Consider the following 25450-nt stretch of genomic DNA (forward strand, 5'->3'; position numbering starts at 1 on the left):
CAGATATTAGAAATTCTTATGCCGCTTTGACATTTGCTTGTTTGGCAATCGCGCAGAAACTGTCAATCAAATGCCTGACCGGACTATCTGCACGATAGACGATATAAACGGTTCTGAATGTCGGTGGATCCAGCTTGATCGCCCTGAGATCGTGCAGATTGGACCCCGGAAGGCTGATTTCCGATAACAGCGTCAAGCCGATCCCATGGCGTACCATTTCAAGCACGGTCGCAACGTCTCGCGTTCTGACCTGCTCGCTGCGTGCGCCGCCGTCTGCATGAATGATGCGGTCGATAATCAGCTCACAGCCTGCAGCCGCAATCAGCTGTCGATCACGCAAATCACCGGGAGAGATGAGATCGCGGCGCATGAACGGATCGTCACGACGCCCCACGACGACCAGCTCTTCCTGCCCGACTTCGTCTGCTTCAAGGCCGGAAGTCGGTAATGAGGTAATGCCCAGATCGGCAATTCCTTCGCTGACCCAAAGGCTCACATCGTCATGACCACCTTCAAAGGTGCTGAACTCAACACGCGGATGAAGCCGCAAAAAGTTTTTGCGCAGCTCCGGCACCACATATTCGAGCTGGCTGGGAATAGCCGCCACACGCAACTTGTCGGGCGCATTCGTGACCATCTTGCGTGCCCGCGCTTCGATCCGATCAACCGCCGATAAAGCGCTGCGTGCATCATCGAGAATGGTCTGTGCGAAAGCAGTCAGCATCGCACCGTCGCGTTTGCGCGCAAGCAGATCCAGCCCGAGGATTTTCTCCAATGTCGCCAGCGCCTGACTTGCACCCGACTGGGTGAGGCCAAGCTTGCGCGCTGCGGCACCGACACTGCCGGTTTCGGCTACCGCTTCAAGCAAACGCAGCTGCACGAGACTGATCTTCATCGCTTAGTTTCCCAGTGCTGCGTCGCCCCAATCGGCACGACGCGCCCAACGGAAAAACTCGCCATCCCGCTTGGTGACAAGACGCTCTTCGGCGCTGCCATCATCGTTGCAGAGCTTAAGTGAAACCTTGCCGCCGCCAACGCGCGTAGGCGCAATCACACGCGCCGTGGCACTCATCGACGGATCACGCGTTGCAGCCAGATAGATGAACTTCTCGTCTTCCCACGGCACTTCAGCATCCTTCGTCAGGCGATGGATACGGGACCGGGCAACACGGCGCGAAAAATGGCACCAGTCAGGTGCAATCAACGGACAGTCGTGCTGATGCGTGCATGGCGCTGCGATATGCGCACCTTGCGCAATCAGTGCGGCCCGTGCATCAAGAATGCGTTGCCAACCGGCAGGTGTTCCCGGCTCCACAATCACAAACAGATGGCGAGCCGAGGCCCATAACCGCTCGACAAGTGCTTTGCGATCAAGGGGAGCGAGTTCATCCAGAACATAGGCGATCGTCACGAGATCGGCTTTCGGAAAATCGATCTTTTCCTTAACCAGATCGCCTGCACGCCACTCGGTTTGAAGCCCAACATTTTCTGCAAGCTTGCTTCCCACAGCACGGATTGCCGGGCTTGCTTCGATCATCGTGGCTGATTGCAAGTCAGACCAGCATCCGCGTGCGGCCCAGAGTGCGGTCCCTGGTCCACAGCCAACATCAAGCATGGTGGCAGGGGTAAAATCCGGGCACATTTCCGCAACACTCTCAAGGCTTGCGCGCACAGCCGCATAGGTCGCAGGCAGTCGCGCAGCCAGATAGGCTTTTGCGGCGAGTTCATCCGAAATATGCAGACGACCATCGCGCGTTTCCGCGCGATAGCGCCGCGAAAGAACCTCAGACGCACGCTTGAGGTCAGCCAGAGCAACCCCTTCAAGCGACGCGTCCACAGCCTGACGCAATAGTGATGGCAGTTCCATTAGAAATTAGCGCTCCAGAACCTGCTTCACGTCCACCAGATTGGAGCGAACGCGCAGGATGTAAAAGCCCATGGTCGTCAGATGCGACGGTGTAAACCAAGCATCCGGGCTACCATTGGAAACGATAAATGGCTGCATATCGAGCGCCGAGCGCAGCTGTCGCTCCATTTCGTCCCAAACGCCATCAAGATGCTTTTCCGCCAATACATTACGGAAATCCGAATGCGACGCACGCAGCAGGCCGTAATAGGCATAGAGCTGGCCATAGGCGAACCAGAAGCGATCATCGGCACGCGTATCGAACCAGCCAGCATGATAGTTTTCGGCACGATCCTTGAGGATTGCAGAGGTCGAACCCAGATCGCTCGCAATACGATCAACAAACTGGATCAGATTGTCTGCGCGTGCATCAAAGGTTGCCTGACAGTTTTCAAGACGGGTGTTGAACGAGCGCAGATCCTTGATCGCCGAACGATAATAGCTCGGCGTCGGGGTCTTTGGACCAAACGGGCTCAGGCCAAAATACCAGGCGTCTTCTGCAAACTGCAGATTGCCGCGTGCTTTCTGCAGGTCGCCATCAATTTGCGAGGTGCCGCGCAGACGGCCGATATTGTCCACCAGTTCGATTGCCGTGCGGCGCACAGCTGCATTGATACCGCGCTGGAACGACGCCTTGTTGTCGAGGAAAGGCGTTCGATCCCAATCAACACCGAAGAAGCCAACCTTGTAGAGCAGCATGGAAGAAATCCACGCGTTCTGGTTCACATTGAAATCGGTAAGATCAGCGGCGACTTCAGCAATCGCGGAAGGCGAACACTTGCGCGCAGTCGACGGAATTTGCGCTGCCTGCATGGGCGGTGTCTGCGTTGACGTGTCACCATCATCCGTTGCAGGCGTGGTGTCTGTCCCGCTCGCACTGTTTTCGGAAGGCGTTGAGGTTGCAGGCTCCGGCGTTCCAGACTCTGGTGTTGAAGTCAGGGGCTGAGGTGTCGTCTGCACCACTTCACCAGGCGTCACAGCATTCTGGTAGCTATACTTGGCTGGATAATCAGGATTGAAGTTGGTCCAGACCTGCGTTTGCCAGATAAAATAGACATAAAGGCCGCCAAGTCCGATCACGATCACCGCAATCGCAACTTTCCACAAATTTCCCAACTTGAGAAAAAGTCCCCACAGACCGCCGAGTGGCACTGCAATCACGCGAGCCAATGCCGCGATAAAACGACCAAGGAAGGAGAAAACGCCCCGAACTGCATTCCACACTGTAACGAATCCTTCCTGTTACCTGCAATTGCAGGCTCTCCGACACTTTTACCCATCCGGATCACAGACCCGGAAAATCGCCGATTACCAAGCAGCATATGCTGATAAGTTTCACACTTCTCAAATAGAGTGCGTCAGGCTTTTCGACAACCATCAACCAGACAGGTTCGGACTTTATTGGGTGTTTTCAAGCCTTCATGGGTTGAAACAAGACGGGCTGTGCGTAACATGGCGCCACTTCGCACTGCTTCGGCTTTTAACGCTTTATCTGCAGAACCTTTTGTCTGACGGTCCAGAAAAACGAGTACAACACACCCCAAAGTCGCAATCAGAAATATTTTCGCCGCAATGGTACTTGATCGGCGAAATCTTTGGTGTTTGCTAAAAGCCGGAACCGGAAAAACAATCAACCGTTAAAGCGGCCCGGTTAATGGAGAGAAAAATGAAGTCCACTTCGACGCCTACGCTCAAATATGCCTTGAGTATGTTAGCCATCACGACAGCGATCTTTGCGCTGCCCGCAACCGCCTCGGCTGCGGAGCCTGCAAGCTGCTCGACTGTCCGCTTTTCCGATGTGGGCTGGACCGACATCACCTCCACCACGGCAGTAGCCACCGAGATCCTCAAGGGCCTTGGCTACAAGACCGACATCAAGGTTCTTTCCGTGCCGGTGACCTATGCGTCGCTCAGCAAGAAGGACATTGACGTTTTCCTCGGCTATTGGAACCCATCGATGAGCGCTGATCTCAAGCCTTATCTGGATGACAAGAGCGTCGAAACCCTCCGCACCAACCTGACGGGCGCAAAATACACCCTCGCCGTGCCGAAATATGCCTATGACGAAGGCCTGAAGGACTTCAAAGACATCGCCACTTTCAAGGACAAGCTCGGCGGCAAGATTTACGGCATTGAACCGGGCAATGACGGCAATCGTCTGATTCTCGACATGATCAGCAAGGATGCGTTCGGCCTCAAGTCGTTCGAACTGGCAGAATCGTCTGAACAGGGAATGCTGGCGCAGGTCGCCCGCAGCATCAAAAGCAAAGACCCGGTCGTCTTCCTCGCCTGGGAACCGCATCCGATGAACAAGCGCTTTGAGATCGCTTATCTGACCGGCGGCGACGACTTCTTCGGACCAAACCTTGGTGGCGCCAAGGTCGAAACCAATGTCCGTGCTGGCTATACGCAGGAATGCACGAATGTCGGCAAGTTCCTGACCAATCTTGAGTTCCAGCTTGAAATGGAAAACGAGATCATGGGCAAGATTCTCGACGATGGCGAAGATCCGGCAAAGGCCGCAACTGCCTGGCTCAAGGCAAATCCTGCTGTGCTCGACAAGTGGCTTGACGGTGTGACCACCGTTGACGGCAAGGAAGGTCTGCCAGCCGTTAAGTCGGAACTGGGCCTGTAATCCTTAGAAAGTCAGGCCGCGGATTACCGCGGCCTACTCTTTTGTAGGTAAACTATCGAAGCGCATCCCGAAAAGGGTGAAGCGGTTTTCGGACAGGATGCGCGTTAAGATAAACAGCTGGAGCAGCGAAGCGATCTGATAAAGCAGGTCGCACCACGCTCCACGACTGAAAGAACGCGGCAGGAGACATAATCGTTGAACTGGCTGACGGACTATAAAATTCCGGTCGGACCCACCGCAAAGTCGGTGGTCGATTGGCTCACGGACAATATGGGTGGCTTTTTCGATGGGCTGGCTGCGGTTATGCAGTGGCTTATCGACGGCCTGTTGTATCTGTTGCAACTGCCGCATCCGCTTGTCCTGATCGTCATTTTTGCAGTGATCGCCTGGTTTATCCAGCGCCGCATCTCGGTGGTGATCCTCACCATCCTGGGTTTTCTGTTCATCATCAATCAGGGCTATTGGGATGGCACACTCAAGACACTGACGCTGGTTCTGTCGGCCTGTTTCCTCTGTATGGCAATTGGCGTCCCGCTCGGCATCGCCGCAGCGCACCGCCCTACCCTTTATGCAGTCCTGCGACCGATTCTCGATCTGATGCAGACGTTGCCAACCTTCGTCTATCTGATCCCGGCCATCGTCTTCTTCGGCATCGGCATGGTTCCCGGCCTGCTGGCAACCGCGATCTTTGTGCTGCCCGCGCCGGTACGACTGACCCATCTCGGTATCTCATCGACACCTTCGTCATTGATCGAAGCCGGTGAAGCTTTCGGCGCATCCCGCACACAGCTTCTCTGGAAAATCGAGCTGCCTTACGCCATGCCGCAAATTCTGGCTGGCCTGACACAGACGATCATGCTGTCGCTTTCCATGGTGGTGATTGCGGCGCTTGTCGGTGCTGACGGCCTCGGTGTGCCGGTCGTTCGAGCCCTGAACTCGGTCAATACCGCACTGGGCTTTGAATCGGGCTTTGTCATTGTCGTGGTCGCTATCGTGCTCGACCGCATCTTCCGCGCCGGACGCGAGAAATAGGAGCCGATCATGACAATCATTGCACTGGAAGATGTCAGCATCATTTTCGGCAAAAATGTCGATAACGCACTGGAACTTGCGGACCGAGGCGCTTCACGTTCGGAAATTCAGGCTGAAACCGATCTCGTTCTGGGCGTGCATGACTGCGCGCTCAATATTCAGGAAGGCGAGATTCTCGTCCTGATGGGGCTCTCGGGTTCTGGAAAATCGACGCTCCTGCGGGCCATCAACCGGCTCAACCCGATTTCACGCGGCCGCGTGCTGGTGCGTGATGGCGAGCGGACTATCGATGTCGGCAAAGCCGATCGGGGAACGCTTCGCCATCTGCGCACGGAACTTGTTTCAATGGTGTTTCAGCAGTTTGGTCTGCTGCCATGGCGCACGGTTGAAGAAAACGTCGCGTTTGGGCTGGAAATCTCCGGTATGCGCAAGGATGAGCGGCTGGCACAAGCGCGTAAGCAGCTTGAGCTGGTGGGCCTGCAGGACTGGGCCAAGCGCAAGGTGGGCGAACTTTCCGGCGGTATGCAGCAGCGCGTCGGTCTGGCGCGTGCCTTTGCAACCGGCGCACCGATTCTGCTCATGGATGAGCCGTTTTCCGCACTCGATCCGTTGATCCGCGCGCGTTTGCAGGATGAACTGCTGGCTTTCCAGTCACGGCTCAAGAAAACAATCGTTTTCGTGAGCCATGATCTCGACGAAGCCATGAAAATCGGCAATCGTATCGCCATCATGGAAGGCGGCCGCATCGTTCAATGTGGTACGCCGCAAGAAATTCTTCTGCAGCCGGCGGATCAGTATGTCGCCGATTTCGTAGCGCATATGAACCCGCTCGGCGTTTTGTGTGCAGGCGATATCATGACGCCATTTGACCGCACTGCCGCACCTCGCCCCTTTGCCGCAACCGCTCGACGCGAAACCCTTATTCGCGACCTGATGGGCGCAGTTGCGGATAGCAGCGGGGATGTGGGGATTGTCGAGAATGGCGCCATCATCGGCAAAATTGCCGCAGATGACATTGTGCGCGCCCTTGCCTGGCACCAGCAACGTGGTCAGCATTAGAGCGCATCCCGAAAAGTGCGAAGCGGTTTTTGGAACAAGATGCGCGTAAAAACAAATGGATAGAGTACCGTGCGCCCTTGTGGGCGCACAAAGTCGCTCTACAACAAGGGCTTCAAACAAAAACGCCGCCTCAAAGGGCGGCGTTTTTTATTATCGATTGAAGGCTTTAAGCTTGTGCGGCCTCGCGTGCAGCGGCACGCGCTTCAACACGGGCGCGGATCGCATCCACATCCGCACGCGGCGTGGCTGCAAAAAGCTTCTTCGTATAGTCGTGCTGCGGGTTGTTAAACACGTCGTCACGCGAGCCATATTCAACAACTTCACCGAAATACATCACCATCACATCGTCAGCGATGTAACGGACAACCGACAGATCGTGGCTGATGAAAACGTAAGTCAGGCCAAATTCTTCCTGCAGATCAGCAAGAATATTAAGCACCTGCGCCTGCACAGAAAGATCGAGCGCCGAAACCGGCTCATCGAGAATGAGCAGCTTCGGATTGAGCATCAATGCGCGTGCAATAGCGATACGCTGACGCTGGCCGCCCGAGAACATGTGCGGGTAGCGATTGAAATGCTCCTTGCCAAGACCAACCTTGAGCAGCATTTCCATCGACTTTTCACGACGTTCCTTGGCAGACATATTGGTGTTGAGCAGCAGAGGCTCAGCCAGCACATCGCCAATCTTCTGGCGCGGATTCAGCGAACCGTAAGGGTTCTGGAACACGATCTGCACCTTCTGGCGCATTTCGGCTGTCAGACCATCACGGGCAATGTTCACATCCTTGCCGCCGATCATCAGATCGCCAGAGGTCTGCGGGTCGATCATGGTCAGGATGCGGGCGAGCGTTGACTTGCCGCAACCTGATTCACCGACGATTGCCAGCGTCTTGCCTTTTTCAAGCTTGAAGCTCACGCCCTTGACGGCATGAACAACCTTGGGCTTGCCAAAAAGACCGCCGCCAACATGGTAGTCGCGCTTGATATCGCGCGCTTCGAGAACGATCTCGCTCATCACGCTTCTCCTGCGGCATTGTTTGCAAAGACGAAATCGGAAACCGTCGGCAGACGGTCGCCGGTCGCATTTTCCGGCAAAGCCGAAAGCAACGCACGCGTATATGGGTGCTTTGGCGCGGAAAACAACGACAACACGTCAGCGTCTTCCATCTTGTGGCCCTTATACTGCACGATCACTCGGTCAGCAGTTTCGGCAACAACGCCCATATCATGGGTAATCATGATGAGGCCCATACCGTGCTCCACCTGAAGACGCATCAGCAGATCGAGGATCTGCTTCTGGATCGTCACGTCAAGCGCGGTTGTCGGCTCGTCGGCAATCAACAGCTTCGGATTACAGGCGATTGCAATTGCGATCATAACGCGCTGGCACTGACCGCCAGACATCTGATGCGGGAAGCTGGACAGGCGCTCGGCAGCATCACGGATGCCAACGAGTTCCAGCAGCTCAATCGCGCGGGCACGGCTTGCAGAACCTTTAAGCCCCATATGGCGCTTAAGCACTTCTTCAAGCTGATAGCCCACCGTGAAACACGGATTGAGGCTTGCAACCGGCTCCTGAAAGATCATCGAAATATCGCGCCCGATAATCTTGCGGCGTTCCTTGTCGGACATCCCTTTCAGGTCTTGCCCGTCAAACGTCATGCTGTCAGCAGTTACGGTTGCAGTCTTGGGCAGCAGGCCCATGACAGCAAGCATGCCGACGGATTTACCAGAGCCTGACTCACCCACGATGGCAAGAACTTCACCCTTGTCCACCGAGATATCGATGCCATCGACAGCCTTGAACGGGCCAGTCGAGGTATCAAACGAAACCGTAAGGTTCTTGATTTCAAGCAGAGCCATCGATCAGCTCCTCTTCAGTTTCGGGTCAAGCGCATCGCGCAGACCATCGCCGACCAGATTGATCGCGAGAACGGTGATCAGGATCGCTAGACCCGGGAAAGTCACAACCCACCATGCACGCATGATGAATTCACGCGCTTCTGCAAGCATTGTGCCCCATTCCGGTGTCGGCGGCTGCGCACCCATGCCAAGGAAGCCAAGCGCTGCAACGTCGAGAATGGCGTTGGAGAACGACATGGTTGCCTGAACAACCAGAGGTGCAAGGCAGTTTGGCAGAATGGTCTTGAACATCAGACGCAGTTTGCTTGCACCGGCAAGCTTGGCTGCGGTCACATATTCACGTTCCTTTTCGGCCATGACAGCGGCGCGGGTCAGACGTGAGAAGTGCGGAAGCAGAACCAGCGTGATCGCAAGAACGGCGTTGATGAGGCCTGGTCCCAGAATCGCCACCAAAACCAGTGCGAGCAACAGCGATGGAAACGCCAGAATGACGTCCATGATACGCATGAAAATCGTATCGACACCGCCGCCAAAATAGCCGGAGAGAAGGCCGATGGTGATGCCAAGGCACATCGAAATGATGACGATGACAAAGCCGACCAGCAGCGAATACTGAGCGCCATAGATCAAACGCGAAAGCATATCGCGACCTACAGCATCCGTGCCAAGCAGGAACTGCGTTGTGCCGCCCTGTTCCCAGAAAGGAGGAACCAGCATGAAGTCACGGAACTGTTCCGAAGGATTGTGCGGTGCGAGAACCGGCGCGAGGATCGCGACGATGACAAGCGCCAGAAATACAAAAAGACCGATGACAGCGCCGCGATTGACGCTGAAATAGAACCAGAAATCTTTCAAAGCACGGATTTTTCCGACTTCGTTTACGGCTTCCGGCTGAATTGCTGAGTGTGTCATGATACCCTCACTTGTGCCGGATACGCGGATTGATCAGGCCGTAAAGCAGATCGACAACCAGATTTACGATCATGATGATGAAAGCGATAATCAGTAGTCCGCTCTGCACGACCGGATAGTCGCGACGCGAAATGGAATCGAGCATCCATTTGCCAATTCCGGGCCATGAGAAGATAGTCTCAGTCAGGATAGCACCCGCCATAAGCACACCGACCTGAAGGCCGATGGTGGTGATGACCGGGATCATTGCGTTACGCAGCGCATGAAGACCGATAACGCGGCGAACCGGCAGGCCTTTTGCACGAGCAGTACGCACATAATCTTCACCCAGCACTTCCAGCATTGCCGAACGTGTCTGGCGCGCAATCACCGCAAGCGGGATCGTTGCAAGCACGATGGTCGGCAGGATGAGATGCGAAGCCGCAGAAGCGAAAGCGCCCTTCTGACCTGACAGCAGGCTGTCAATCAGCATGAAGCCTGTTACTGGCGGGAAGAAATACAGCAATGAGATACGGCCCGAAACCGGCGTCCACTGCATCATGCCCGAGAAAAAGATGATGAGCAGCAAAGCCCACCAAAAGATCGGCATCGAATAACCAACGAGCGAGATGCCCATCAGGCCCTGATCGAACCATGAACCGCGCTTCACAGCCGCGATGACACCTGCGGGAATACCAACCAGGATAGCCACGATAATCGCGCAGATTGAAAGCTCGACAGTTGCAGGGAACAGGGCGAAGAATTCGGTCAGAACCGGCTTTTTCGTGACCAGAGACTGGCCGAAGTCACCATTGAGAAGGTTCCAGACATAGTTGATATATTGCTCCCACAACGGGCGGTCAAAGCCGAGCTGAGCCAGCAGCTGTGCATGGCGCTCAGGACTGACGCCGCGTTCGCCTGCCATCAACAGCACGGGATCGCCCGGTAGAACGCGGACGAATGCGAAAGCAACGATCGTGATGCCAATGAAAGTCGGCACCAGATAGATGAGTTTGTTTAATATAAAACGAAACATACAAAAACTCCGACCGGGTGCGGAGGAAACCTCCACACCCGGCCGCTGGTGTTGTTAGATTTTACTCGGAGATATCGACATCTTCGAAGCGATAATCACCAAGCGGGCTCTGCTTGAAGCCCGTAACCTTGGCCGACATCGGCACGAATACGGTCGAGTGAGCGATGGTGTTCCATGGAGCCTGCTCCTTGAAGATCACCTGAGCTTCTTCATAAAGCTTGACGCGTTCTTCATGGTTGGTCGAGACCTTTGCCTTCTGGATCAGGTCTTCGAACGGCTGGTAGCACCACTGTGCACGGTTGTTCGAACCAACGCCGGCGCAGCCCAGAAGCGTGCCGAGGAAGTTATCCGGATCACCATTGTCACCGGTCCAGCCGAGGATGACGGCACCGTCGCGGTCCTTTTCGCCGGACTTCTTGAGATATTCACCCCATTCCATCGAAACGATTTCAGCGCTTACGCCAACCTTGGCAAGATCGGACTGCATGAGTTCAGCAGTACGACGTGCGTTTGGCATGTAAGGACGGCTCACAGGCATTGCCCAGAGCTTCATTTTCAGATCCTTGACGCCAGCGGCTTCGAGAGCCTTCTTGGCAGCTTCCGGATCGTACTTGTCGTCCTCGATCTTGTCGTTGTAGCTCCACATTGTCGGTGGGATCGGGTTCTTAGCAACCTGTCCCTGACCCTGGAACACTGCATCAACGATAGCCTGCTTGTTAACAGCCTGGTTGAGTGCCTTACGAACTTCCGGCTTGTCGTATGGAGCGACAGTCGTGTTGTAAGCGAAGTAAGCAATGTTCAGACCAGCCTGTTCGTCAACCTTAAGGTTGGAATCAGCCTGAAGGTCCTTGATGTCTGCTGGAGCAGGATAAGACATCAGGTGGCATTCGCCAGCCTTGAGCTTCTGCGCGCGGACTGCAGGATCGGTCGTGATTGCGAAAACCAGATCGTCGATCTTTGGCTTATCGCCCCAATAATCCTTGTTAGCCTTGAAGCGAACAACAGCGTCCTTCTGGTAGGCTACGAACTGGAAAGGACCAGTGCCGACAGGAACCTGATTGAGATCGTCCTTCTTACCGTCAGCTGCGAGCTTGTCGGTATATTCCTTCGAGATGATCGAAGCGAAAGGCATCGAGATATTGGCGAGAAAAGCAGCTTCCGAACGGTTCAGAACGAACTTGACGGTGTTGTCGTCGATCTTCTGAATTTCCTTGATCAGCGAGCCCATTTCCATCGAATCGAAATATTCGTAGGAAATGCCAGCCGTATATTCGTGCCAAGGGTTTTCCTTGTTACCCATACGGTCGAAGGAAAGGATCACGTCGTCGGCGTTGAAATCACGGGTTGGCGTGAAGTAATCGCTCGAATGGAACTTTACGCCCTTACGCAGATGGAAGGTATATTCCTTACCGTCTTCCGAAACTTCCCAGCTTTCTGCCAGACCCGGTACGACTTCGGTCGTGCCGTTCTTGAACTCTGCAAGGCGGTTGTAGACCGGATGCGCCGACGCATCGAACGTGTCACCACCGGTGTAAGCTGCCGGATCAAAGCCCTCAGGCGATGCTGGCGAGCAATATACAAAGGTCTTAGCCGATGCAGCGCCGCTCATTAGAGCGACAACTGCAGTTGCCGCCAAAAGTTTCTGGTAGAATTTCATTGTAGTGCCCGCCTCCACGGAAAATAATATTGCGCGCACCCTAAGCACGCAATTGGACCTTATCGAAACGCTTGGCTTGCCACAATGCAAGCGCAATTTTTAGAATCGCGTCATATTCTCAACCGATTTTACCCAGTTTTATTAGATTTTTATTCCATGACAGCGTTGGGTTTTAGAAAATTGCGCTAAACGGCATGGAATTATAATAATCTTCGCATCTAAAATATGTGCGACAACAGCCACCTGACATCCCGTCAGAGGTGTACTGTTCGGCACATTATGCATTCGTACTCCAAACATAATTTAGCAAAAGATTGGATATTGCTACAGGCTATCACTCTTCGATAAGCAAAAATTGATCCGCTTCTATACTCCAATATGCGGATGAGCTATTAACTGGATAAATTCACTCACATTTGAGCTGCGTTCCATGCCCGAAGAAAAAAGCCCTATTCGGCCCACCACGCCAGAAGCGATCCAGTTGGCCAAAGCCTTGCTGCGCACGTCCCGTTATGGCGCAATCGCAGTTCTTGATCCCAAGACGGGCAGACCGCTTGCAAGCCGAGTGGCTGTCGCCACGGACATCGACGGAACGCCGATTATTCTCATTTCGGCACTGGCAGCACATACCCCCGGGTTAATCGCCAATCCCGCCTGCTCGCTGCTGCTTGGTGAGGCAGGAAAGGGAGATCCGCTCGCCCATCCGCGCATCACCCTTCACTGTAATGCCAACAAAATTGAACGAATCTCTAGCGAGTATCCTCGTGTAAGACGGCGTTATCTCAACCATAATCCCAAGGGCGCTTTATATGTCGACCTGGGAGACTTTGCCTTTTTCCGACTGACAATTGAGTCTGCCAGCCTGAATGGCGGCTTCGGCAAGGCATTTAATCTGACCAATAACGACCTCACAAACCCGCCTGAGAGCGTCGGTGCAATCGCGGTTTCCGAACAGGACACGATTGATGACCTCAACAACAAATATGGTAACGAAATCAATCTTCACGCCGCCCGTCACAAAGACGTGGCAAAAAACTGGAAGATAACGAGTTTCGATCCCGACGGCTTCAATATGTCGAGTGGTGACCACATCATCCGCTCTGATTTTTCAGCTCGGGCCGATTCTGGTGAGAACGCAATGAAAATGCTGCAAGGCTTGTTCAAAGCCGAGCGCTGAAACAAAACCCAGCTATTTTTGGGACAAATCGATGATTTTTTGAGCTGGTTAATATAAGCAAGCCCTTTTCAATTTCTCGGTATAGTATTAATTTTGGGGTGTCTGCGGCTAATGAACCACAGGCATTTTTTTAACCGAATGCTGTCTTACGGGGGTATGACTGCAAATGACCAATGAACATAATTTTTTTGATTTAATAGAAAACGTTGATCAAGCGGCTGATTTTCTTTCAGCTCTTGCTAACAACAAAAGACTACTCATTTTGTGCAAGTTACTTCACAATGAAATGTCTGTTGGTGCTTTAGCAAAAGCAATTGATCTTAGCCAATCCGCGCTATCCCAGCACCTCGCAAAACTACGGGCACTTGACCTCGTATCGACGCGGCGTGACGCGCAAACCATATATTACATGGTATCTTCACCACACATCGAGTTGATGTTGTCTACGCTTTCAAGTCTCTATATGAGTCCTGCACCGCGTCGACGTGAGATTGCTGCGGTCGTTCACCAATAACGCACCTATATGAGGCATAAGTCGTGCGATGAAGGAACAAACCGGATCGCACGACTTTGTCGTAAGCATCTCTGATTCTGCCGATGCTCGTTTATCCCCCTACACGAACATTCGCGAAAAAGATCTTGTCGGTCGCCAGCAGCGTTTCATCGCTGAGGGAAAAGTGGTCGTCAACGTTCTGTTCTCCTCTCATGCACGCTTTCAAACAGAATCCTTGCTCGTTCTGGAAAATCGCCTGAACGGGCTTGAGGAGCAATTAAAACAGCGTCCCGATGGCGTCGTTGTCTATTGTGTGCCTCAATCCGTTATGGATGAAGTTGCGGGATTTCACGTCCATCGCGGCATTCTCGCGGTCGGACGACGCAAAACTCAGCCAACCCTTGAAGAAATGGTCGGCCAGCTACCAGAGAATGCTCTGGTTGTTGTGCTGTGTGGCATTTCCAATCACGACAATGTCGGCTCGATCTTCCGCAATGCGGCAGCATTTGAAGCAGATTGCGTTCTTATGGATGAGACCTGCTGCGATCCACTTTACCGAAAAGCCATTCGCGTTTCTGTCGGCGCCACGCTGAAAATGCCATATTTCCACGGTGCTTCTATCGAAGATATCATTGCAGCGCTGCAAGCTGCCAACTTCAATCTATTGGCGTTAAGCCCTTCTTCTGAAACAAGCATCTTCAAGGCACCGGACCATAAAAAACAGGCTTTGCTGTTAGGTACGGAAGGCGAAGGTTTGCCCCCTCACCTATTACAGCGATTAGCAACGGCACGCATACCGATGTCCAAGGAGTTCGATAGCCTCAACGTGGCAACGGCGTCGGGCATAGCATTATCCCGCTTCAGTCGTTTCGATTAAAAATAACTATCCAAATGAAAAAGCCTCCGAACAATGTCGGAGGCTTTTGATTTTATAGCATTTCCAGCAAAAGTGCTAAGCGGTTTTGCGTCGGATAATGCGTAAAAACAAACAGTTACAGCGGTTCCAACAATTCTTTCTTAACTGGACCGCTGTAAACGCATATGTCGCGCTCTAAGCTGCAGATACCTTTGACGTATTGGCAACCAGACGACGCAGCATTTCTTCTGCCTGCGGTTCACGTTCGGAGCGACCGATGAAACCGCCGCCAAACACACGCGCAGTGTTCGAATCATCTGAATAGAGAACGCACGCCTGTCCGGGTGCGATACCGCTTTCGCCGTCGACCAGCTCCACCCATGTCTTGCCATCTGCATGATGCAGAACAGCTGGACGTGGCGGACGCGTCGAGCGAACCTTTGCGAAGACTTCAATACCGCCCTTTGGCAGCGCGTCCATCGCACCATCGCCGAGCCAGTTAACATCGCGCAAGAAAACCTTATGGGTTTCAAGGGCTTCACGCGGGCCGACAATCACACGCGTATTGGCAGCATCAAGATGCACCACATAAAGCGGTTCACCGGTTGCAACACCAATGCCACGGCGCTGGCCGACCGTATAATGAACAATGCCATCATGGCGACCGAGCACACGACCATCAATATGAACGATATCGCCCGGCGTTGCCGCTTCAGGCTTCAGCTTGGAAATGATGTCGGAATATTTGCCCTGCGGAACAAAGCAGATGTCCTGGCTATCCTGCTTCTTGGCAACAGTCAGGCCCATTTCTTCGGCGATTTCGCGAACCTGTGCCTTTGGCAGATGGCCCAGCGGGAAACGCAGATAATCGATCTGGTCCTGCGTGGTCGCAAACAGGAAGTAGCTCTGATCACGGTCCGAATCGACCGGGCGGAACATCGCACGATGGTCGCCATTCTGACTGCTGCGGATATAGTGGCCGGTTGCCAGCGCATCGGCACCAAGCTCACGCGCAGTCTGCAGAAGATCGGAAAACTTTACAGTCTGGTTGCAGGATACGCATGGAATCGGCGTTTCACCGCTCACATAGGAATTTGCGAATGGATCGATCACAGCTTCACGAAAGCGTGCTTCATAATCCAATACATAATGAGGAATGCCGAGGCTTTCTGAAACGCGGCGGGCATCTTCAATGTCCTGGCCAGCGCAGCAAGAACCGGCGCGATGCACTGCCGCACCATGATCGTAAAGCTGCAGCGTTACGCCAACAACATCATAGCCTTCACGTTTGAGAATGCCTGCCACAACAGAGGAATCGACGCCGCCCGACATGGCGACGACAACGCGCGTGTCTTCCGGCTTTCCCGGTAGATCGAGGCTGTTCAGGCTCATGATTATTTCCAGCTTCCGGGCAAATGCCCTGCTTTTAAAAGTTTAGGTTTGTGCCCTATATAGGTCACACAACGGGTACTTGCCAAGATGTCGCAGCAAAAACAGTGGCCGTTTTGCGGCATTGCAACCACAAATTCCCGTGAGACTTTTTATCAAATGCCTGCCAAGCCTGGTTTTTTTATGACTTTCTTTCAAAATAAGTCATTTTTTTGCAAGTGTTACCAGAGAGTTACCGCCTGTTTAGGTAATTCTTAAAGCTGTGGCGTTAGTCTCGGTCTCGATTAGGTCCTTGAGTGTTGTGTAGAGAGTACAATGACCGATCTGACAAGACCGCGTATAAAATATGTTATCGGTCCTGATGGCAGTCCACTGACCATCGCGGACCTCCCGCCCGCCACTACAAGGCGCTGGGTCATTCGCCGTAAGGCTGAAGTTGTCGCCGCTGTACGCGGTGGGCTTCTCAGCCTTGAGGAAGCATGTCAGCGTTATACCTTGACGGTGGAGGAGTTTCTTGGCTGGCAGTCCTCGATCGATGAGCATGGTCTCGCCGGTCTCAGGACCACACGTATCCAGCAATATAGACACTAATAATCTGCCGGTTTCTCCGGAAAAGGCAGATACGCAAATTAAGCCCCGGCCGGGTTAACCGGCCGGGGTTTTTCTTTGGCCATTCATGACTATATCAATGAGAACTGAAACCCTCATGGGGAGACTGGAATGGCCGAAAATATTCAGATCCAGAAAGCTGACAGCACCGATAGTGGTCGTTACTTTGCCAATATCGATGGCGACGAAGCGGAGATGACTTATACAAAGCTCGGGCCTGCACTGATCTCTATCGATCACACCTTCGTGCCCGATTCCATGCGTGGCAAAGGTGTAGCGCAGGCCTTAGCGCTAAATGCTGTCGAAGACGCCCGTAAAACCGGCTGGAAAATCATCCCACGCTGCAGTTTCATGCAGGCACAGGTCAAGCGCCATCCAGATTGGTCAGACGTTATAGCCAGTGATTGATATCAGCGCAGATCGCGGATGCGACTGGCAAGGCTCTTTGGGCTGGCATTTTTGCCCTTGCCAACTGAACCTTCAGCGTCAAGCAACTTATGGATAGGCGAGTTTTCGCCTTCCTTCTCTGCGGTGACTGCAACCATGCGCGCGGCCAAGGCTGCCATCTCTTCGCGAAGCGCCGCATTTTCTTTTGAGAATTCTGCGGGTTGCTCTGTTTCGGCGTTTGATGCCGAACCCTTGCGGGTAAAGCGCTCGAGCTTTTCCTGAGCGTCGGAGAAATCGGTAATCAGCTTGTCGAGTTTGGCCTGCAATTCAGTATTGCGGCGCTTCTCGCTCTTTAATTCAGTCTGTGCTGTCGTCAATTGCGTCGAAACCTCATTATAGCGGGCAGATGCATCTTTACGTTCCCGACGCATTTCGCTCATCTCATTCATCAGACGACCATGTTCGGTCTCTTTGGCACTCATTTCGATACGTAGCGTATCGGCCAGTTCTTCGAGAGATGAAAGATGTTTCTGCAGCCGCTCAACCTCGGCCTCAACAATTTCTGCTTTTTCAGCAGCAGTGTCGCGTTCCGATATCGTTTCTGCGACCTGCTTTGCACGTTCCGCCAGTGTCTCTTTTAGCTGTGCGATATCATTTTCCAATGAAGCGAAACGCTTGAGTTCATCATTCTGCTTGCCGAGCTCGATCAGCTGGCCGGATGATTTATCACGTTCAAGCTTGAGCTGCTGTGCAAGCTTGCTGGCCACCACCGCATGTTCGGCTCTCAGGCCATCCCGATCCGCTCTGATTTCAGCAAGCGTTATCGGCAGTTCGGCTTGAACCTGCCGACGCGCCAGAAAGAAAGCGCGGCGCCAAACCGAAGGACCAAGCAGAACCACGACGAAAACCGCCACGAGAACGCCAAGTATGAAAATGAGCGCAGACTGGATCACGGCTTTGTCACTAAATGGGAAAATGGACCAGCCAAAAGACTTGGCTGGTTGTTATTCATAATGGAGCGGCGTTCCGCTTTCCAGCTCGAACGCCAGTCCAAATCAGAATGGGTTCCAGGTCGGAGCCGCAGAAAGCTTCAGATAACCAATATTGACGCCAAGGCGGGCACCAACGCCCGTACGAATTGGCACCAGCATGATATTCTGACGCTTTAGCACGTTGAAGCCTGCTCCGGCGATCACATAAGCAGAACCTGCAACGCCGGCATAACGCCCATAAAGGCTCTGAATATCGTCGAGATTATAGACGAGCATCATGACGCGCGAGCCTTGCCCGCCGAAATCCCAGCCGAGCGACGGACCCTGCCAGAACGTGCGATGATCGCCAGCATTCTTGGTGTAGAGCGTACCTTCGCCATAGGTGAGACCACCTATGAAGGCACCAGACCCCTCTTCACCCAGAATATAGCCATTGGGAAGACCGAAGCTCTGGAACGCCTTTTCGACTGCGCTGGCGATACCGCCAGATGTCGAACCGAAGAACCGGTGTCCGGATTCAACAACTTCCTCAGCCGAATATGTGTTGCTGCTCTGTGCCTGCGCTTTGTGCGGCACGGCGATGATGGAGATCAGAAAGGCCGCAAAGAACGCTACAATATACGCCGCGTTGCGGAACCTGATCTGCGACAGGGACGGTATGGCCATCTATAATTCCTTTTGCCTACCAGCTTCTCTGTCTGACGGCCCTGTTAAAAGCCTGGCAGCGCTTCTTGCGAGCACTTTGCCGAATCGCGCGTAGTTTAACCGCGAATTTATTGTCTAAATCTTTAAGCGCCGAAATTGGCTTTAGAATGGCGGCAAAAAACAGCTTTCTTGCGGCAACAGGACGTCGCGTGTATCCAGATTCCTAAGGTTCCCGGTGGTGATTCGTCGGGATTATGCTCATCAACTGATTGCCGCCTGACATTCGATTACAAAGTCGATTCGCAGAGCCGGTTCGCGCCTGGAGAAAACACCATGCCATTGCCCGTTACCCTGTCCGCACTCGATCTTGGTGCGCTTCTGTGCAGCCGGATCTGTCATGACATCATCTCGCCGGTTGGCGCCATTAACAATGGTCTCGAACTGCTCGAAGAAGGTGGCGCTGACGAAGACGCAATGGCGCTCATCAAGTCGAGCGCGCGCAATGCTTCGGCCCGCCTTCAGTTTGCCCGCATCGCGTTCGGTGCAGCCGGTTCCGCAGGCGTACAGATCGATACCGGCGATGCCCAGCACGTCGCAACCGAATATTTCAAGAATGAAAAGCCGGAATTGACCTGGGAAGGTGCCCGCGTTCTGCTGCCAAAGAACAAGGTCAAGCTTTTGCTCAACCTGCTTCTGATCAGCAATGCAGCCATTCCACGCGGTGGTTCGCTGGCTGTTCGCCTCGAAAATGGCGACACCAATCCACGTTTTGTCATCACCGCCAAAGGCCGGATGCTGCGCGTACCGCCAAAGTTCCTCGAACTGCATTCAGGCGCAGAGCCGGAAGAGCCAATCGACGCCCATGCGGTTCAACCATACTACACACTGCTTCTGGCTGAAGATGCAGGCATGACCATTTCCATCCATGCGACTGCCGAAGACATCGTCTTCGCCGCAGAATAAGACGCATTTCTTTACGGAAAAGGCGCAGGGTAAAACCTGCGCCTTTTTTGTTTGCGACCCCATAAAAGAAAAGGCCCCGCTTGCGCGGAGCCTTATTCAATCAGGTATTTCCAGCAAAACTGCTAAGTGCTTTGAAAACGCTTATGCGCTTTCACGCAGTTCTGTGCCATCTGGCTCGCGCAGCACATAGCCGCGACCCCAAACGGTTTCGATGTAGCTCTGGCTGCCGGAAACGGCATCAAGCTTCTTGCGCAGCTTGCAGATAAACACGTCGATGATCTTCAGCTCAGGCTCGTCCATACCGCCATAAAGGTGGTTGAGGAACATTTCCTTGGTGAGCGTCGTGCCCTTGCGGAGCGAAAGAAGCTCGAGCATCTGATATTCTTTGCCGGTCAGGTGAACGCGCTGACCACCAACCTCAACCGTCTTGGCGTCGAGGTTAACAATCAGGTCGCCAGTGGTGATGACCGACTGGGCATGGCCCTTGGAGCGACGAACAATCGCATGAATACGGGCGATCAGCTCGTCCTTGTGGAACGGCTTCGTCATGTAGTCGTCTGCACCGAAGCCCAGACCACGAACCTTGTCCTCAATGCCAGCCATGCCGGAGAGGATGAGGATTGGTGTCTTGACCTTCGAAAGGCGCAAGGTACGCAGAACTTCATAACCGGACATGTCCGGCAAATTCAGGTCCAGCAAGATGATGTCGTAATCATAAAGCTTGCCGAGATCGATGCCTTCTTCACCCAGATCGGTGGTGTAGACATTGAAGCTCTCGGACTTCAGCATCAATTCAATGCTCTGTGCGATAGCACTGTCGTCTTCAATCAAAAGGACGCGCATATCTTATCCCCTTTCCGCCGCTGATCAGTTTTCCCTCACGGCAGCTGACGGAACTGTCGTTGCCTTAGCATGAAGGTGCCTGCAAATGGTTAACAAAATATGATTCCGGTTGGCAAGTACAATTCTTTCCAGTTTAGAAAAAACTCTTATCCAACTGAATCATATGTAATTATTCGACTCATTAGACCCTTATGAATCACATTAAGAAAACTTCCTAAGTGATTCATTTGACTCTAGCTTTCACCTGTTACTCAAAAACCACACCAGATTTACCGAGCCTTAATTCCTAACGCGTATGATTAACGTTGCCGGTAAAGGAATGGTTACCAAAAGGGCGAAATCTTAACTTTTTGTTTCGCTTATTGAGGCTGTTCTTAAAATTGGTGGCAGAGCTGGAGCCCTTAAAAGCCAGGCATTGCAACGGATTTCACGGCATATTGTGGGAAAACCGCCCGCATATATGCCTGTTAATAAAGTCGGGGGGAACGCCCCAACGTTAAGAGAGCTGGTTGGTGTTCAAGGAGTATTGCGTATGAAGCCACGTGAAAGCCTCGTCAGGCTGAAATTGTTCCAGGTGAAGGAAAAGCGCCGTCAGCTGGGCCAACTTGACTTGATGATCGGCGAGTTCGAGCGGATGGCCGGAGAACTCGACGCCCAGATTCTATCGGAAGAGAAGAAGGCAGGCATCACTGACATCAATCATTTCGCCTATCCGACCTTCGCAAAGGCAGCGCGCCAGCGGCGCGATAACCTGTTTGGTTCGATTCGCGATCTGATGCAGCAGAAGGAAGGCGCCGAGGCCGAACTGGTTGTGGCCGAGGCTGACCTTGCGAAAGCCGAAGCACTGGAAGAACGCGACGGCGTAAAAGCCCCGCGTGATGTCGTGGAACGCCCGGTCAATCAGCGCCGCGCGATGATCGGCTAAGATTACGAACTGCGAAGTCTTTGGATTGCAGAAAAATGAGGCGCGGCTTCTGCGGGGGAGCCGTGCCTTTCGTATTTTTTAGCCTTGAGAGCGCTAGAGCTCCGTGCGCCCTTCCAGGCGCACAAGGTCGCTCTAAAACTTTATATTTACAGCATAATTTTACCTTAAACTGATTCAAGTTTAAGGAATTATGCTTAGTCTGCGTAGCCAAATCAAAGGCGCTCTAAAGCGTGAGCAGATAGTCCTCGAAGCGCTGCCCCTTCTGATGCCGAAACACCTGACCGGCAGTTTCAACCTTACTGATGCGGTCGAGACGGAAATTCCGGAAATCATTGCGACTTTCACACCAACCCGTCAGCAGCCAGACCGCATCGAACATCGTTAAACCAAGTGGCCTTACAATACGCTCTGTGATTTTGTCTTTCAGATCAAGATATTCGAGCGTAACAACTACGCGATCACGAACCGCACGCCGCAGAAATGAAAGATGCAGGTTCGCCTTGCTGTGTTCCTCGGTCAATTTCGACACAGCCCTCAATGGCAGGTTCTTGTAACGATCCCCCGCCCCGGCCTGCATCGTTGAGCTGATTTTTCCCGAAACGCGCTGCGCTGCGGCACCAAGATCGCCATCACCTCTGGCCATAACAAGCCTCACACCGAGCATAATGGCTTCCAGCTCATCCGCATCGAAGTGAAGCGGCGGCAGAAAGTAACCTTTCTCAAGCTGATAACCCAACCCGGCTTCACCTCTGACCGGCGCGCCCATTGCAACCAGCGTCGCCATATCGCGATAGATCGTGCGCGGTGACACTTCCAGCATATCCGCAAGCGCCTCCGCCGAAACGGGTGTGGAAGCCGAACGAAGTCTATCGAGCAGAGAAAAGAGCCGCAGTGTTTTCATGCCAAGCCTATAGCACGCCCCTGACAGGAAATGTCAGGGGTTCCGTGTATGTGCAGCACACCAAACACACAGGAGCTTTTCGTGAACATGCCATACTTCGAAATTGTAACATATAAGGTCAACGACATAACCAGCGCAGACAACGAGCGCGAAAATGCACGCGAACAAATCTGTGCTCTGCCAGGCTTCATCTCTTGGGTGCCATTTAGCGGCATAACGGATGCGGGAGATCGTGTTGATCTCGTTTCCTGGTCCACGCTGGATGATGCGCTGGCTGCAGCATCGCTCGTTGGCACCGCACCTGAATTTGCCGCCTTTAGAGAAACGCTAAAAGAAATGGTATCGATAGGCCATTACCGAGCCCAGACAGAGCCTCAGCCGCTGGTAACATCAGGCAACGGCATAGAACTCGGGCGCTTCCGATTGAAAGCCGGCGTGGATGAACAAGCCATGCGAGACGCCTATACCGCGATGGTGAGCAACCACCTCTCGTATCAGCCGGGCTGGCTTGCACAGCATCTCGTAAAGCTCGCGGATGGGACATTTGTCGATCTGGCCTTCGCCGATAATCAGACCACCGCCACCGAAATTTGTGCAAGCTGGCAAGGCAATGCAGATTGCGATGCATTCCTGTCGCTGATTGATCCCATCAGCATGGAATTCGGTACCATCGTTTGATGGCACGAACCGCGTGAGTTTCTTCTCGCAGCATATATGCCCTTGGGGGAAAAACGCGTTTGCATTCTCACCTTCGCTAGTTGTAGGGAAGAAGCGCGATGCAAAAACCCGTCCCCCCCGGGCAAGAAAAGGCCCGCAATACGTTCACGTTCAGCAATATACCGAAGCCAGTCCAGTGGGGCGTGCTGCTGATCGCCTCTGCCTTGCTGATCTTCCTCGGAGAACTGCTGGGACTACCCGCAGCATTGCTGCTGGGCGCGATGCTGGGCGCCATCTTTCTCGCGTCTCGTGAGAGCACGATCAAGGTTCACAAGAATTTCTCCCTGCTCGCACAGGCGATTGTCGGCCTGTTGATTGCCCGTGCCATGACCGCTGAATTCTTCAGCAATATGGGGCAACATCTGCCGATCATCCTGTTTTCGACGGGCTTCACGCTGCTCGCCAGCACCACAATAGGCTATCTTCTGGCACGCTTTCGCGTTTTGCCCGGAACAACCGCCGTCTGGGGTGTCTCGCCGGGGGCTGCGACAGCAATCGTGCTCATGGCTGAATCCTTTGGGTCTGACGCACGCCTTATCGCCTTCATGCAATATTTGCGCGTGGTGCTGGTGGCAACCACTGCATCGCTTGTTGTCATGTTTACAGCCGATGTCGAAACAGTCGTTCCAGCGGCCGTAGAATGGTTTCCAGCAATAAACTGGCATACGCTTGGCCCAACCCTCGCTTTGATCGTCTGCGGCGCCTTTCTGGGCCAAATATCACGCATTCCAACCGGAGCGATGCTCGTACCGCTGGCGCTCGGTGCCTTGTTGCAGGATTTCGGCCTTATGGTCATTGATCTGCCGCCATGGCTGCTGGCTGCGAGCTATATATTCATCGGCTGGCGCATTGGCCTTGGCTTTACCCGTGCGATCATTGCACACGCTGCCCGCGCCTTCCCGGCTGTGCTCGCATCAGCGCTTATTCTGATTGCCGTTTGCGGCCTGTTCGGCATGACACTCGGCCATGTGCTGGACCTTGATCCACTCACCGCTTACCTCGCCACCAGCCCCGGCGGCGCAGATACCGTGGCCATTATCGCAGCATCGAGCAATGTCGATCTGCCATTCATCATCGCCATGCAAACCAGCCGCTTTTTCATCGTGCTGCTTGCTGGTCCGGCAATTGCCCGCTTCGTTGCGTCGCGCATTGCCAGAAGGCAAAAATAAGAAAGCCCGACTTTCGCCGGGCTTTTCTCAATCACTGGTAAATCAGGCTTACTTGCCGTGGAAACCACGGATCGCGCCGATGATCTTGTCCTGATCTTCTTCCGAAAGGTAAGGATGCATCGGCAGGCTGAGGATTCGTGCAGGCAGCGCTTCCGAAACAGGCAGACCACCCGGTGCAATCGGATAATGCTTGTATGCCGTCTGCAGATGTAGCGGCTTCACATAGTAGATGACCGATGGAACGCCGGCTGCCTGAAGATGCGCCTTCAGACCATCGCGGTTTTCGCTTTCAATCGAATACTGTGCCCAGGCCGAACGATTGCCAGCAGGCAGACCCGGAACCTTGACCACATCCTTGAGCAGCTCATTGTAGCGCTTGGCGATACGGTCGCGCGCTTCCATTTCGTCTTCAAGGATCGCCAGCTTTTCCAGAAGAATAGCTGCCTGGATGGTGTCGAGACGCGAGTTGAGGCCAATGCGAACATTGTCATACTGCGTTTCGCCCTTGCCGTGGAACAGCACGGAACGCAGCGTGTCGGCCAGTTCGGCATCGTTGGTGAACATTGCACCGCCGTCGCCATAGCAGCCGAGCGGCTTGGCAGGGTAAAAGCTCGTTGCACCGACATGGCCGAAAGCACCGCACATGACGTTGTCGCGCTTGCCGCCAATCGACTGAGCCGCGTCTTCGATCACAAACAGGTTTTCGCGATCAGCAACTGCGGTGATGCGGTTGTAATCGGCAGCAAGACCAAACAGATCGACAGGAATGATTGCCTTTGGCTCAAGACGACCTTCCTTGCGGACAGCATCAATGGCAGCTTCAAGCTGTTCGATATTCATGTTGTAGGTGTCGGCATCGACATCGACGAAAACCGGCTCTGCACCAACAAGCGCAACAACTTCAGCAGTCGCTGCAAACGTGAACGACGGAACGAAAACTGCATGGCCCGGGCCGATGCCGCGCGCCATCAAAGGCATCTGCAAGGCGTCGGTGCCGTTGGCGCAAGCGATCACATGTTCCACGCCCAGATATTCACCGAGCTTATTTTCGAACTCAGCCACTTCAGGACCGAGAATGTAACGGCCTTCCGCAACAACCTTGGAAACGGCGGCATTAAGACGGTCTTCGATACGCGCGCGTTGCGCTCCAAGATCAATGAACTGCATGTTGGCTCCAATTTATCTGGTTTACTGAGAATGCTCAGCGAATCCACGACAATTCTCTTATTCCTTCGCGCCCCGCCCTGCCATGGGTGGAGCGTTCAAAGTTTTGCTATTCCCGTAACACCGCTTGACAGAAATTTC

The 25450-nt window shown here is 53.6% G+C and carries 26 protein-coding genes; 12 read left to right on the plus strand and 14 right to left on the minus strand.

The features are described 5' to 3' along the window. Positions 1-16: 16 nt before the first annotated feature. From KMS41_07825 to KMS41_07835, 3 genes are read right to left on the minus strand one after another with little or no spacing between them, the layout of a single operon-like run. Entirely contained in the window at positions 17-895 is an 879-nt protein-coding gene (locus tag KMS41_07825; GenBank protein QWK77017.1) for a LysR family transcriptional regulator, read from the minus strand. A 3-nt stretch (positions 896-898) separates the two neighbouring features. Further along, positions 899-1867: a methyltransferase type 11 gene (locus KMS41_07830; GenBank protein QWK77018.1), complete on the minus strand. Its 969-nt coding sequence runs from the start codon at positions 1865-1867 to the stop codon at positions 899-901. Positions 1868-1873: 6 nt separating this feature from the next. Beyond that, positions 1874-3130 carry a DUF2333 family protein gene (locus tag KMS41_07835; GenBank protein ID QWK77019.1) on the minus strand — a complete coding sequence of 419 codons (1257 nt, stop codon included), beginning with the start codon at positions 3128-3130 and terminating at the stop codon, positions 1874-1876. Between the two features lie 430 nt (positions 3131-3560). On the opposite strand from KMS41_07835, the gene KMS41_07840 reads away from it, so the two are divergent. From KMS41_07840 to choV, 3 genes are all read left to right on the plus strand, one after another. Next, positions 3561-4541: a choline ABC transporter substrate-binding protein gene (locus KMS41_07840; protein ID QWK77020.1), complete on the plus strand. Its 981-nt coding sequence runs from the start codon at positions 3561-3563 to the stop codon at positions 4539-4541. Between the two features lie 195 nt (positions 4542-4736). Then, positions 4737-5573: a choline ABC transporter permease subunit gene (choW, locus tag KMS41_07845; GenBank protein ID QWK77021.1), complete on the plus strand. Its 837-nt coding sequence runs from the start codon at positions 4737-4739 to the stop codon at positions 5571-5573. Positions 5574-5582: 9 nt separating this feature from the next. Further along, complete coding sequence (choV, locus tag KMS41_07850) at positions 5583-6632, plus strand: choline ABC transporter ATP-binding protein (protein ID QWK77022.1); 1050 nt, start codon at positions 5583-5585, stop codon at positions 6630-6632. A 166-nt stretch (positions 6633-6798) separates the two neighbouring features. Here the strand turns inward: choV and KMS41_07855 are convergent, their stop codons facing one another. The 5 genes from KMS41_07855 to KMS41_07875 all read right to left on the minus strand — a co-directional run bounded on the left by KMS41_07855 (position 6799) and on the right by KMS41_07875 (position 12079). Next, positions 6799-7647, minus strand: a complete 849-nt coding sequence (locus KMS41_07855; GenBank protein ID QWK77023.1) for a dipeptide ABC transporter ATP-binding protein — start codon at positions 7645-7647, stop codon at positions 6799-6801. Further along, positions 7647-8495: an ABC transporter ATP-binding protein gene (locus KMS41_07860; protein QWK77024.1), complete on the minus strand. Its 849-nt coding sequence runs from the start codon at positions 8493-8495 to the stop codon at positions 7647-7649. The genes KMS41_07855 and KMS41_07860 overlap by 1 nt, the downstream gene beginning before the upstream one ends. 3 nt (positions 8496-8498) lie before the next feature. After that, positions 8499-9407: an ABC transporter permease subunit gene (locus tag KMS41_07865; protein ID QWK77025.1), complete on the minus strand. Its 909-nt coding sequence runs from the start codon at positions 9405-9407 to the stop codon at positions 8499-8501. Positions 9408-9414: 7 nt separating this feature from the next. Further along, positions 9415-10422 (minus strand): ABC transporter permease subunit, encoded by a 1008-nt coding sequence (locus KMS41_07870; protein QWK77026.1) that lies wholly within the window; start codon positions 10420-10422, stop codon positions 9415-9417. Positions 10423-10483: 61 nt separating this feature from the next. Next, positions 10484-12079, minus strand: a complete 1596-nt coding sequence (locus KMS41_07875; GenBank protein ID QWK77027.1) for an ABC transporter substrate-binding protein — start codon at positions 12077-12079, stop codon at positions 10484-10486. Positions 12080-12509: 430 nt separating this feature from the next. Between KMS41_07875 and KMS41_07880 the strand changes: the two genes are divergently transcribed. The 3 genes from KMS41_07880 to KMS41_07890 all read left to right on the plus strand — a co-directional run bounded on the left by KMS41_07880 (position 12510) and on the right by KMS41_07890 (position 14626). Next, positions 12510-13256, plus strand: coding sequence for a pyridoxamine 5'-phosphate oxidase family protein (locus tag KMS41_07880; protein QWK77028.1), 747 nt, complete (start codon positions 12510-12512; stop codon positions 13254-13256). 166 nt (positions 13257-13422) lie between these two features. Next, a complete protein-coding gene (locus KMS41_07885; protein QWK77029.1) occupies positions 13423-13770 on the plus strand; it encodes a metalloregulator ArsR/SmtB family transcription factor in 348 nt (115 codons plus the stop codon). A 28-nt stretch (positions 13771-13798) separates the two neighbouring features. Continuing rightward, positions 13799-14626 (plus strand): RNA methyltransferase, encoded by an 828-nt coding sequence (locus KMS41_07890; GenBank protein ID QWK77030.1) that lies wholly within the window; start codon positions 13799-13801, stop codon positions 14624-14626. A gap of 174 nt (positions 14627-14800) precedes the next feature. Here KMS41_07890 and mnmA read toward each other — a convergent pair whose 3' ends face one another. Continuing rightward, positions 14801-15997 (minus strand): tRNA 2-thiouridine(34) synthase MnmA, encoded by a 1197-nt coding sequence (gene mnmA, locus KMS41_07895; GenBank protein QWK77031.1) that lies wholly within the window; start codon positions 15995-15997, stop codon positions 14801-14803. A 312-nt stretch (positions 15998-16309) separates the two neighbouring features. Here mnmA and KMS41_07900 point away from each other — a divergent pair, with 312 nt between their 5' ends. Both KMS41_07900 and KMS41_07905 read left to right on the plus strand, forming a co-directional pair. Then, positions 16310-16585 carry a DUF1153 domain-containing protein gene (locus KMS41_07900; GenBank protein ID QWK77032.1) on the plus strand — a complete coding sequence of 92 codons (276 nt, stop codon included), beginning with the start codon at positions 16310-16312 and terminating at the stop codon, positions 16583-16585. 129 nt (positions 16586-16714) lie between these two features. Continuing rightward, positions 16715-17011, plus strand: coding sequence for an N-acetyltransferase (locus tag KMS41_07905; protein ID QWK77033.1), 297 nt, complete (start codon positions 16715-16717; stop codon positions 17009-17011). A gap of 2 nt (positions 17012-17013) precedes the next feature. On the opposite strand, the gene KMS41_07910 is transcribed toward KMS41_07905, so the two are convergent. Continuing rightward, positions 17014-17919 carry a hypothetical protein gene (locus KMS41_07910; GenBank protein ID QWK78813.1) on the minus strand — a complete coding sequence of 302 codons (906 nt, stop codon included), beginning with the start codon at positions 17917-17919 and terminating at the stop codon, positions 17014-17016. A gap of 126 nt (positions 17920-18045) precedes the next feature. Further along, positions 18046-18648, minus strand: coding sequence for a DUF1134 domain-containing protein (locus tag KMS41_07915; GenBank protein ID QWK77034.1), 603 nt, complete (start codon positions 18646-18648; stop codon positions 18046-18048). A 312-nt stretch (positions 18649-18960) separates the two neighbouring features. Between KMS41_07915 and KMS41_07920 the strand changes: the two genes are divergently transcribed. Next, on the plus strand, positions 18961-19590 hold the full coding sequence (locus KMS41_07920) for a histidine phosphotransferase (protein QWK77035.1): 630 nt from the start codon (positions 18961-18963) through the stop codon (positions 19588-19590). Positions 19591-19731: 141 nt separating this feature from the next. Here KMS41_07920 and KMS41_07925 read toward each other — a convergent pair whose 3' ends face one another. Continuing rightward, positions 19732-20433 (minus strand): response regulator transcription factor, encoded by a 702-nt coding sequence (locus KMS41_07925; protein ID QWK77036.1) that lies wholly within the window; start codon positions 20431-20433, stop codon positions 19732-19734. A gap of 532 nt (positions 20434-20965) precedes the next feature. Here KMS41_07925 and KMS41_07930 point away from each other — a divergent pair. Continuing rightward, the gene (locus KMS41_07930) at positions 20966-21358 is read left to right on the plus strand and encodes a flagellar export protein FliJ (GenBank protein QWK77037.1); all 393 of its coding nucleotides are present in this window, start codon (positions 20966-20968) and stop codon (positions 21356-21358) included. 223 nt (positions 21359-21581) lie between these two features. Here the strand turns inward: KMS41_07930 and KMS41_07935 are convergent, their stop codons facing one another. Further along, the gene (locus KMS41_07935) at positions 21582-22259 is read right to left on the minus strand and encodes a YafY family transcriptional regulator (GenBank protein QWK77038.1); all 678 of its coding nucleotides are present in this window, start codon (positions 22257-22259) and stop codon (positions 21582-21584) included. A 48-nt stretch (positions 22260-22307) separates the two neighbouring features. Here KMS41_07935 and KMS41_07940 point away from each other — a divergent pair, with 48 nt between their 5' ends. Beyond that, positions 22308-22937 (plus strand): hypothetical protein, encoded by a 630-nt coding sequence (locus KMS41_07940; protein QWK77039.1) that lies wholly within the window; start codon positions 22308-22310, stop codon positions 22935-22937. 98 nt (positions 22938-23035) lie between these two features. Continuing rightward, a complete protein-coding gene (locus tag KMS41_07945; protein QWK77040.1) occupies positions 23036-24145 on the plus strand; it encodes an AbrB family transcriptional regulator in 1110 nt (369 codons plus the stop codon). A gap of 48 nt (positions 24146-24193) precedes the next feature. Here the strand turns inward: KMS41_07945 and KMS41_07950 are convergent, their stop codons facing one another. Then, on the minus strand, positions 24194-25312 hold the full coding sequence (locus KMS41_07950; GenBank protein ID QWK77041.1) for a DegT/DnrJ/EryC1/StrS aminotransferase family protein: 1119 nt from the start codon (positions 25310-25312) through the stop codon (positions 24194-24196). Between the last annotated feature and the right edge of the window lie 138 nt (positions 25313-25450).

Source organism: Ochrobactrum sp. BTU1, from assembly GCA_018798825.1.
GTDB lineage: Bacteria > Pseudomonadota > Alphaproteobacteria > Rhizobiales > Rhizobiaceae > Brucella.